Here is a 10169-nt window from a genome sequence, read left to right as displayed (position 1 = left end):
CGCCTCAGTCCAGCTTGCGTCCATACGCATTTGGCTGCGCCATAATGAGTCGGTGGCCTAGTCGCGCTGAGCTCAGGGATGCTTACCTTGTCTGCCCTGGAACTCGTGGAACACCATGGGGAGGGCGACCCTGTTCGCGTCATACAAGGGCTTGCACAAGCTATCGGCTTTATCGCCGGAGGCTTGATCTTTGTGCGCGGGGGCGATGTACGAAACATGACAACGGCGGCCAGTCTCTGGATGGCTGCGGCTGTCGGCATAACCGCCGGTGCTGGGCAGTATATTCTTGTGCTGGCAGGTACGGCCCTCGCCGTCCTACTCCTGGTCGCTGCGACCTTCGTTGAACGCATGCTGCCAAAAAATGGCGGATCGCCAGATAGCCAGAAATCGGTGCAGATGCCGAACCGGCGTGGCTCTGTCGTTCCCTCTCCTCCACCCGGTCAGCTTGGCGAGGAGGAAAAGTAGAGCCGCCTTGAGGAGCACCATAGCACAAGGCTTCGAGCCCTGACTGGGTTTCGCCCCCTGGAATCCGACCTAATGCAGGTACATGGAATTGGTCATAACGCGAGCGATGCCACGGCAGCGTGCGCCACACGCGGCCCAGAACCCACCCATAAATCGGCCAGGACGGCAGGGCTAACGGCCAGCCCGTGCTGCCGGTTAAGAGGAGTCCTTAGGAGCAGACTGTGCAGTTCGGGCCCGCAGGGCCCGCTGCTATATGGCGGGAAAGCTACATTTCCGCCTCCATCTGGCCAATTTCCGCAGAAACGCATGCGGGGCTTCGACGAAGGGCCTACAGCGCCCTTGCGTCGTCGTCAGATGACGTGGGGCTCGGATAGGGCATGATCAGCTTTCCGTCAGGGGCGGCGGTGAACGTCGTTTGCGTGGGATAAGGAATGGAAATCCCCTCCTGGGCGAACCTTTGCACGACCGCCACCATCAGCCGGTCGCGCAGCGGATGCGCCACGCCCCAGTCCTTGCCCGGCACGTCGACCAGCAGGCTGAAATCGAGCGAACTAGCGCCGAAGCTCTCGAACCCGGCCCTTGCCGCCTTACCGCCTTCCGCCTCGACAAGTTCGGTCAGGATGCCGGGAATGCGCGCGAGCGTCTCGGGCGGGGTCTCGTAGGCGACGCCGATGGTGAACGGCAAACGGATATGATCACGCCCGCTGACGTTCAGGATTTCCTTGTCGAGCAGGTTCTTGTTGGAGATGATCCGCAGTTCGCCCGTATAGGCGCGGATGCGCGTGGACTTGAGACCGATCGCCTCGATCGTGCCCGACGAATTGTCGAAGCTGATCTGGTCGCCCTTGGAAAACGGTCGGTCGAAGATGATCGCCAGCGCGGCGAACAGGTCGGCGAAGATACCCTGCGCAGCCAGACCTATGGCGATACCGCCGACGCCCAGACCCGCGACGAGGCCGGTAACGTTTACGCCGATGTTGTCGAGCAGCACCACGGCCGCCACCGCGAAGACCACCACGCTGACCAACAGGCGGATGAGGCCCATGGCATTAATGATCGCCTCGCCCTTGAAATGCTCGGCCGAGGTCTTGTGCTCTATCGCGCCGAGGATGAACTCGCGCGCCCAGATCGCGCCTTGCATCACCGCAGCCAGGGTGAACAGGAACGTTACCAGCTTGTCGAGCATCGGAGGCGTCTGCGCGTATCCGTCCACCGCACGGATGGCGACCATGATGATGAAGTAGTTGGTGGTCTTGGTGATGGCCCGGCCGACGATGGTACGCCAGTCGCCCCGCCCGCGCTCCTTTCGGCACAGACGCGCGCCAAGCCCGCGCAGGGCGTAGAGCGCGGAGACGATGGCGACGGCGATGGCCAATGCGATGATGATCTGCAGCCAGTACGCCTGGAACCACGAAACCGTCGATCGCGACAGGTCGCGAATTTGCGTGGATACGTCCGGGATGGCGGTTCTTGCGAGAGCTGGGGAAGTTGCAGCGGGCGTGGCTGCGGCGATAATCTGGATTACGCTCATCGTATGCACATGATCCTGCGTCTGTGGCGCGGTTGCGGATGGCGACCCGAACCGGCGGATTGGCGACGCTTGCACGACAGGCGCGCAAAGTGTCGGCGCGGGCCTCTAAAATGGACTGACCCCGAGTTTGTTCCCGTATCGAGTGATGAAGTCCCTCACGCTTTCGGGAATGCGACCGTAGCGGCGGCGATTGGCCTAATCTTGAACATCGTCAGCGCCTTACCGCTATCATCACCACGGGCACACGAGCATCACGATCATGATCATGGGCACCGTGACCATCGTCATGGATGAGCGCAAACGACAACTACCTGCGTTCGGCCTATCTGCCTGTTCTGGGCGGCGCACTAACGTCGATGAGGGAGATCGTCACGCTGCTGGCGAGGCATTGCCGGGGCTCGACGGTCCTCAACCCGCTGATGAATGTAATCGATTCGGTGGTCGTCGCGCGCCGCCGACGGGGAGAAAAGCCCGCAATGCCGAGCGGGATCCCTGGAATCGTCACCGGCTCGTACTCAGAGTCTGGCGCCCAACCAAACCCTAAAAACTGTTGCTGTTATTTTCCCACAGGCTGGGTATGCGAAGGGCGATGCGAGAGAACACCTACAGTCTGAATCGAACTTTCGGTTTCGCAATCGCGATGATCGCCCTCATTGCGCTCGTCGGCAGCGGAGGCGTCCTTATCACCTTGTCCCAATTGCATTCTGCGACGGCGTCGCGCTTCCGCTCTTCGCAGATCATTGTCGGACTGAGCGCCATCAAGAACGAGATGCTCAACCAGGAGACCGGCGCGCGAGGCTATTTGCTGACCGGACGTCGGACAAGTCTGCAGCCCTATGAAGAGGGGCGACGCAACTTCGACCATAGTATCGCGGAGCTGAAGGTTCTGCTGGCCACGAACCAACCTCAGTTGGATGCGCTTGAAGAAGCCGAACAAGCGGCGCGAAACTGGCAGCGTCAGGTGGGCGCCGTCATCATCAGGGACATGGCCTATCCCACGGCGCGCGATCACGCCCGTTCGATCGAAGCAGACGGGCAGGGCAAGGCCATGTTCGACACCTTCCGCGCACGGCTCGCCACTATCGAACAGCGCGAACAGGATTCGCTGGTTGTCCAGACCCGCCTGGTTGCGCGCGCGGAAGAAACCGCGCGGTTCACCCTGTGGGCTTCGTTGGTCCTGACATTGTTGATCAGTCTGGGGGTCGCAGTAGCCCTCAGCCGGTACATAGCCCGTCCCCTTGTGGGTTTGGCGGAAACGATGCGGAGGCTTGTCGCGCGTGACACGTCGGTATCCATCCCAAGCCTCAACCACCGCAATGAGGTTGGCGCCATGGCGCGTGCCGTCGCGGTGTTCAAAGACAGCCTCATCGAACTCGACCGCACGTCGGTCCTGCGGGTGACCGCGGATACCATGCCGGCGATGATCGCTTATATCGAGGCGGACAGATCCATCGGCTTTCTGAATGAGGAGTTTGCGCGCCGCTTCAGCGTTACGGCGGAGGACGTAGCTCATGTTTCGGGCCGAAATCTGGATCAATTGTTTCCTCAAAAGACGTTCCCAGGCGCTGGCGACGAACTCCAGACGGCACTCAGCGGGGAGGAAGTTCGGTTTGCCTTCCAGCTGCCCGATGCCGCGTCGCCGAGGGATTTCGAGGGTTACTTCCGTCCCCACCGCGCCAATAGCGGCCGTATCCTTGGGGTCGTCGCGCTCTTTACCGATGTGACGGATCGAAAGGAAATCGACCAGAAGCTGCGGCATCAGGCTCATGATCTCCAGCGTTCCAATGCCGAGCTCGAGCAGTTCGCCTATGTCGCCTCACACGATCTCAAAGCGCCTCTTCGCGGGATCGAGAACCTGGCGAGCTGGATCGAGGAGGACCTGGGTGACAAGCTGGAGGGCGATACCCGAACGAACATGGATTTGCTGAAGAGCCGGGTACGTCGGCTCGAGAGTCTGCTTAGTGATCTGCTCGCCTATTCGCGCGCCGGGCGCGACGACAATGTGATCCGGGAGGTTGATACGAGGGCGCTGGTCTCGGATCTTGCGGCCCTCATCAGCCCGCCGGAGGGCTTTCGGATCGAGGCGGACGCGAGTTTGCCTACGCTGGTAACCGCGCAAGCCGCGCTCACCCAGACGCTGCAGAACCTCATAGGAAACGCGGTAAAGCATCACCCGGATCCGGCCCATGGCCTTATCCAGGTTAAGGCGGCATCTGTGGGCAACATGTACGAGTTCACCGTCAGCGATAATGGGGCAGGGATACCCGAACAGTTCCGCGAACGGGTGTTCGGTATGTTCCAGACCCTCAAGCCAAGGGATGAAGTGGAAGGTAGCGGAATGGGGCTTGCGATTGTAAGGAAGCTCGTCGAACGGCAATCCGGACAGGTGTGGTTGAGCGAGAATGAGGCCCGCGGCCTCACCGTGCATTTCACCTGGCCCGCTATCTCCAAGGAATCTCGAGCATGAATCCAACCGTCAATCTGTTGCTCGTCGAAGATGACGAGGTCGATGTGCAAGGCCTAAAGCGCGCGTTCGCCAAAAGCCGGATCGCCAACCCGATCACAGTGGCTCGTGACGGCATCGAGGCACTGGAAGTGCTGCGGGGCGAAAACGGCCAGGAAAAGCTGCCCAAGCCTCACCTCATCCTGCTCGACCTCAACATGCCCCGGATGAACGGCATCGAATTCCTGGAAGCCATTCGGGCGGATGAGGAGCTGAAAGGCTCTGTGGTGTTCATGATCACCACCTCCAAGGCGGACGAGGACAAGGCGCGCGCCTATGGGCACAATGTCGCGGGCTACATCGTCAAGCAGGACCCGGCAAACACCTTTATGGAAGCCGTATCACTGCTTGAACATTATTGGAGAATCGTTGAGTTTCCGCGCTGACGATGCCGACCCAGACCCACATCCTCCTTATCGATGACGATGAAGTCGATCGCCAGGCCGTCCGGCGGGCGCTGTCGGCCTCTGACCTCACTTGGGTTCTGACGGAGGCAGCAAACGCTGCCGAAGGACTAGCGCTCGCAGGCGAGAAAGCCTTCGACTGCGTCCTGCTCGATTATCGCTTGCCCGATGCCGATGCCTTCGATGTGCTGGGGGCTTTGCTCGCTCCAGGGTGCGGTATCAATGCCGTTCTGATCCTTACCGGCGAGACCAACCCCGAGACGGCCCTCGATCTGATGCGAGCGGGGGCGCTCGATCATTTGAGCAAGGCGGAGCTCAACCCATCGGGCCTTGCGCGTGCAATCCGCTATGCCAAGGCAAGGCGCGCCTTTCTGGCGGAACTCGAGCAGGCGAAGCGGGAAGCCGAGGAAAAATCCCTCGCTCTCGATGCGCTCAATCGTCAGAAGGCCTTGCTGCTTTCGATCATCGCGCATGATCTGCGCAATCCCTTCCAGGCAATCATTGGTCTCTCGGACTCTTTGAGCCGGACCGCCGCGCAAAAGGATCCCGCGAAGGTTCAAATCCGTGCGCAGGCCGTGCAGGAGGCGGCAGTGCAGGCACACGCCCTGATGGAAAGCCTTTTCGACTGGGCACAGCTCCAGATGGATAGCGGCAATGTCGAACTCGAGATGGTCGATGTGGCTGCTATCGCACAGGAAGCGACGAGTGTGTGCCGCCACACGGCTGAAGAGAAGGGCGTATCGGTGTCATTCGATTGTGGCGGCGGGATGGTCCGTGCCCATCGCGACATGCTCGCGACGGTGCTGCGCAACCTGGTCGGCAATTCGATCAAGTTTACGCCAGCAGGGGGCGGCATCACCATCGCCTGCGAGAAAGGAACCGACGGGCGGTTCGTTATCCATGTTCGGGATTCCGGCGTAGGAATGTCGCAGCAGGCCATCGACAATCTCTTCCGCATCGATCGCCGCGTCACGACGCCAGGGACTGCGGGAGAGAAGGGGAGCGGGCTGGGACTACTGCTCTGCCGCGACCTTGTCGAACGGATGGGGGCAAGGATGGAAGTCGCCAGCAAAGTGGGCGAAGGAACCGCCTTTTCGCTAGTTTTCGAAGGCTTATCTAAGCAATAGCAGGAGCTTAGCCTCGTTACGCAGACAACATTTTGCTCACCGTGCGTAGCAAAACGGCGTGATCGACCGGTTTGGGCATGAAGATGGCGGACTGCGGCAGCGCGCCTCCATCAGGTGATATCGCGCCCGAGCACACGATTAGCGCGATTGGCGGATATGCATCATGGATATAGTTCGCGAGGCGCAGGCCGTCCATGGATCCGGGCATCTGAATGTCGGTCACGACAATGCGGATGGAAGGATGCGCTTTCAATAGTTCAAGCGCTTCGCCAGCATCGCCCGCTTCCTCCACCCGGAAGCCTGCATCCTCGAACAAATCCACCAAAACCATTCTGAGCAGCGGCTCATCATCAACGACCAGAATCTCCTCTCGGCAGATCGGATGGGCAGCGTCTTCCTTCATACCGCATAAAATCAAAATTCGGCGACATCGTTCCCGGTGGAAACAGAGTGTTAATCAGACAGTCGGCATTGCTCGAATAGTTCGCTGCGTGAAATAGTCACGCAAGGCTTTGCCGATCATGCGGCGAACCGGAATATCCCATGGCACGATCGCATAGTCCGCCGAGCGCCGGCAATCCTACTGGCACCTTCCTGCTTACCGGACATCTAACTTGCCTCTGCCCGACAGCATTTTGCAACGATTTCGCTTTGGTCGGGTTGGATGAGACATGCCCGGCGATTTTACCGAATCCAGGAACGGCAAATGAGTTTGCCCCCTCGTCAGTCGGGCCGCATCGCCGCCAGGGCCCATCACTCGCCCGCGGCTGCTATCCTTAGGAAGTTTGAACCGTTCTTCGTTATCGGCGAGGTATCCGGCGGCCCGCTGCTGATCGCGTCGATCGCCGCACTCGTGCTGATCAATACCGCTTGGGGTTCAACATACGCGCACATCTGGGACGCCCCCCTGAGGCTGACCTATGATGGCTGGGCAATAGCTAAACCCCTGTCGGGATGGATCAATGACGCGTTGATGCCGCTGTTTTTCCTCATAATCGGAACAGAGGTGAAGCGTGAGTTCGTGAAAGGGTCATTGTCTTCAGTTCGGACCGCGGCCCTCCCTGTCGTTGGTGCGATAGGTGGTCTCGTTGTTCCGGTGGCTGTTTACCTTGCCTTCAACCTTGGTACCCAAGCGCAGCATGGCTGGGGAACGGTAGCGGCGATGGATACGGCGTTCAGCCTGGCGATCGTCGGTATGTTCGCGACCTCCTTGCCGCCATCGCTTCGCGCCACGTTGCTCGCCTTCGCAGCGATCGACGATGTGTTTGGCCTGCTAGTTATAGCCTTTGCCTACACCGCTACGCTTCAACCCTGGTTTCTCGCACTGGCAGGAGCCGCATATCTTGGCATAATCCTGTTCCTGCGCCTTAACTGGGTCACTCCAATCCTTTATGTCTTTCTGGGCATCGTGGTTTGGATCGGCATATTGGGATCGGGGGTTCATCCCACGATAGCCGGTGTCGCTATTGGTCTGCTGCTTCCGACAAACTCGCGCCTTTCAGAGCGGCGCTTTGCAGCGCATGTCCAGCGACCCATCGACGAGATCAAGAAAGCCGAGGCTGCGGCCGCACGCGCCGACGATCCGGATGAAGAGGATACTCATCATCTGTCCGCTCAGAAAAACCTGGGCTACGTCCACGAGATGGCAGCGGCTACCGATGAAGCCGCGGCCAGGCTGATCCGGATATTGACGCCGTGGGTCTCTTATGTGGTCTTGCCGCTATTTGCTCTTTCCAACCTGCGGATACATTTCTCCCCAGACCTGCTGAGTGACATTCTGCATTCAAACCTGGCGATCGGCATCATCGCCGGTCTGGCGGTCGGCAAACCGGCAGGCTTTCTCTTCGCGACCTGGCTCGCGTGTCGGCTGCATCTCGCTCGCTTGCCGGAAGGGCTGACCTGGAGAATGATCCTTGGTATCGGGGGCGTTGCCGGCATCGGCTTTACCATATCCCTCTTCATCGCCGAACTGGCCTTTACGGACGAAACGCTGTTCGAGGAGGCCTCCCTGGGCGTATTCGCAGCCTCGGTCCTTTCCGGTTTGTTCGGGTACGCCGTATTCAGGAGCGTGCCCGCGAAAAGGTAGGGATGCTAGTGGTCGTTCTCGTAATCTAGGCACAGAGCTAAAGCGCTATCCTGTCCAGCGCTTCGCGGGCCGCAGTTCCGAGGCGAGCCGCCCAGACGGCTTGCCCCTGCGGATCATCGATCAGACTCTGCTTCACCTCGATTTCCACATAGGGCAGGGCGCGGCTGAATGCGTGGTACGGGACCGTATAATCTGTGTCGTCCATCGCATAGGGGACATTGTCGCCAACAACGATGCCAGTTTGTCTTGCCAGCGCATCACGTAGCCCAAGCGCGAAGTCCGTACGCCCCCGCCAATATAATATGCCGACGTCCCAAGGTCGGGCGCTTCCGTTCAGGATGGGGGTGAAACTATGAAGTGAAACAAGGACGGTCGCGCGGCCCTGGTGCTGACGATCATCCAGCATTCTTGAAATGGCTGCGTGATAGGGCACGTGAATGCTTTCTATCCGGGCCCTCCGGACGCTGTCCGGAAGGTTCATGTTTCCAGGGATATAGGTGCGGTCGGATATCTCCGGAACTGCGTCGGCCCGTTCGCTATGGCGATTGCAGTCGATAACCAGTCGCGAATAGATTTGACGCAGGAACGGACAATCCAGCTCGCGCGCAAGCACTTGGCCCAGTCCCTCGACGCCGATGTCCAGCGCGATGTGACGGCCTCGATCCTCCGGGCCTAACCCGAGACTTTTGAGCGAAGCCGGTATCGCTGTGCCCGCGTGATCGCCGAGCAGGAGGAACGGTGAGGCGCCGCCCGCGTTGTACACTTCGAATGGCGCCGGATCGTCGGGTCCAAGCAGGCTATCCGCCTCCAGCGCGGCCATCAGGAGTTACTCCCATGCCGCTGCTGACCATCCATCATTCCACGCTGTATCGCTATCAGCAGCCCGTATCGCTCGGTGAACATCGGATCATGATGCGACCGCGTGAAGGATTTGACCAGCATTTGCTATCGGCGCGTCTCGTGATCGAGCCGGAGCCCACCGGACTGCGGTGGCTGCACGACGTTTTCGGGAATTCGGTGGCGGTGGCGGCTTTCGATCGCCGCACGGAGAAACTGCTGGTCATCAGTGAGACCACTCTGGAACACGCACCGCTGGCTCAGCAACAGGTCGATGTCGAACCTTACGCTCGCCTCTTTCCTTTCACCTATTCGGCAGAGGATATGCCCGACCTGCTACGCTCGATCGAGCGCCAGCATCTCGATCCCGAGCGAACCGTGGACAATTGGGCGCGCGCCTTCGTCAAGAACGATGGCAACACCGAAACAGTTGCGCTCCTGACCTCCATCGCGACCAGTATCAAACGGCATTTCACCTATGTACCTCGACATGAAAAGGGAACCCAGACGCCGACGGAGACGCTGGCCAAGCGACAGGGCACCTGCCGTGACTTTGCCGTGCTGATGATCGAGGCGGTGCGCGCGCTGGGCTTCGCCGCGCGCTTCGTCTCGGGTTATGTCTACAATCCCTCGCGTTCGGAGGGCGTGGTCGGTGGCGGAAATACGCACGCCTGGGTCCGCATCTTCCTCCCCGGATCAGGTTGGGTTGAATTCGACCCGACCAATGGCATCGTCGGCAATCGGGGTCTGGTCCGCGTTGCGGTCGCGCGCGATCCCTATCAAGCGATCCCCCTGTCGGGAACCTGGTTCGGGCTCCCCTCCAGCTACCTGGGAATGGACGTTGAAGTAGACGTTCATCGTACTGAGGATTCCCCCTCTCACTCCCGCGGCGATGGCGCCGTCAACAGCCGGCTTGCCGGCCCTTCGAAAAGGTCACAGAGATGCTGATCCGCTGCGGATATGACATTCGGTTCGAAACGCAGGCGAGAACCGCGATGGTGGCGTTACTCTGTCAACGGCGGAGCAAAAGTCGGCCATGGGGCGGCGTAAAACCAGGCCATCGAGTTACACGCCGGGGGGAGTGGCGTGAGGGCGTAGCCCGAGGGCCACTCCCCCCGGCATTGGCTTGCTTTTCAGGGTCTGATTTTAGCCTTGCGGGCCCGGCTGTGAGCGAGGCGATAGCTTTCGCCGTTCATCTCGAGGATGCTGACGTGAT

9 protein-coding genes and 1 pseudogene are annotated in these 10169 nt (G+C 60.1%); 6 read left to right on the top strand and 4 right to left on the bottom strand.

Annotated features, from left to right (window positions below):
• Positions 1-78: 78 nt before the first annotated feature.
• A complete protein-coding gene (locus NTCA1_RS27055; protein ID WP_236549603.1) occupies positions 79-465 on the top strand; it encodes an MgtC/SapB family protein in 387 nt (128 codons plus the stop codon).
• 328 nt (positions 466-793) lie between these two features.
• Here the strand turns inward: NTCA1_RS27055 and NTCA1_RS27050 are convergent, their stop codons facing one another.
• Positions 794-1996: a mechanosensitive ion channel family protein gene (locus tag NTCA1_RS27050; protein ID WP_004212638.1), complete on the bottom strand. Its 1203-nt coding sequence runs from the start codon at positions 1994-1996 to the stop codon at positions 794-796.
• A 589-nt stretch (positions 1997-2585) separates the two neighbouring features.
• Between NTCA1_RS27050 and NTCA1_RS27045 the strand changes: the two genes are divergently transcribed.
• Genes NTCA1_RS27045 through NTCA1_RS27035 form a run of 3 tightly spaced genes read left to right on the top strand, consistent with a single transcriptional unit; the run spans position 2586 to position 6030 of the window.
• Positions 2586-4463: an ATP-binding protein gene (locus NTCA1_RS27045; protein WP_159078589.1), complete on the top strand. Its 1878-nt coding sequence runs from the start codon at positions 2586-2588 to the stop codon at positions 4461-4463.
• Positions 4460-4885 (top strand): response regulator, encoded by a 426-nt coding sequence (locus NTCA1_RS27040; RefSeq protein WP_004212641.1) that lies wholly within the window; start codon positions 4460-4462, stop codon positions 4883-4885. The genes NTCA1_RS27045 and NTCA1_RS27040 overlap by 4 nt, the downstream gene beginning before the upstream one ends.
• Before the next feature lie 2 nt (positions 4886-4887).
• A complete protein-coding gene (locus tag NTCA1_RS27035) occupies positions 4888-6030 on the top strand; it encodes a hybrid sensor histidine kinase/response regulator (RefSeq protein ID WP_048939554.1) in 1143 nt (380 codons plus the stop codon).
• Positions 6031-6046: 16 nt separating this feature from the next.
• On the opposite strand, the gene NTCA1_RS27030 is transcribed toward NTCA1_RS27035, so the two are convergent.
• Positions 6047-6433, bottom strand: coding sequence for a response regulator (locus tag NTCA1_RS27030; RefSeq protein ID WP_004212645.1), 387 nt, complete (start codon positions 6431-6433; stop codon positions 6047-6049).
• Between the two features lie 303 nt (positions 6434-6736).
• On the opposite strand from NTCA1_RS27030, the gene nhaA reads away from it, so the two are divergent.
• A complete protein-coding gene (gene nhaA / locus NTCA1_RS27025) occupies positions 6737-8116 on the top strand; it encodes a Na+/H+ antiporter NhaA (RefSeq protein WP_159832382.1) in 1380 nt (459 codons plus the stop codon).
• Positions 8117-8153: 37 nt separating this feature from the next.
• Here nhaA and NTCA1_RS27020 read toward each other — a convergent pair whose 3' ends face one another.
• Entirely contained in the window at positions 8154-8936 is a 783-nt protein-coding gene (locus NTCA1_RS27020; protein ID WP_159832381.1) for an N-formylglutamate amidohydrolase, read from the bottom strand.
• Between the two features lie 14 nt (positions 8937-8950).
• Here NTCA1_RS27020 and NTCA1_RS27015 point away from each other — a divergent pair, with 14 nt between their 5' ends.
• Positions 8951-9901, top strand: coding sequence for a transglutaminase family protein (locus NTCA1_RS27015; protein WP_159832380.1), 951 nt, complete (start codon positions 8951-8953; stop codon positions 9899-9901).
• Between the two features lie 185 nt (positions 9902-10086).
• Here the strand turns inward: NTCA1_RS27015 and NTCA1_RS27010 are convergent.
• Positions 10087-10169, bottom strand: a pseudogene (locus tag NTCA1_RS27010) (ATP-binding protein); the annotation flags it as partial.

It is taken from the genome of Novosphingobium sp. TCA1, assembly GCF_009811895.1.
GTDB classification, from domain to species: Bacteria; Pseudomonadota; Alphaproteobacteria; order Sphingomonadales; family Sphingomonadaceae; genus Novosphingobium; species Novosphingobium panipatense_A.
The sequence above is the reverse complement of the archived record's forward strand: the minus strand, read 5'-3'. Positions and strand labels throughout refer to the sequence as shown.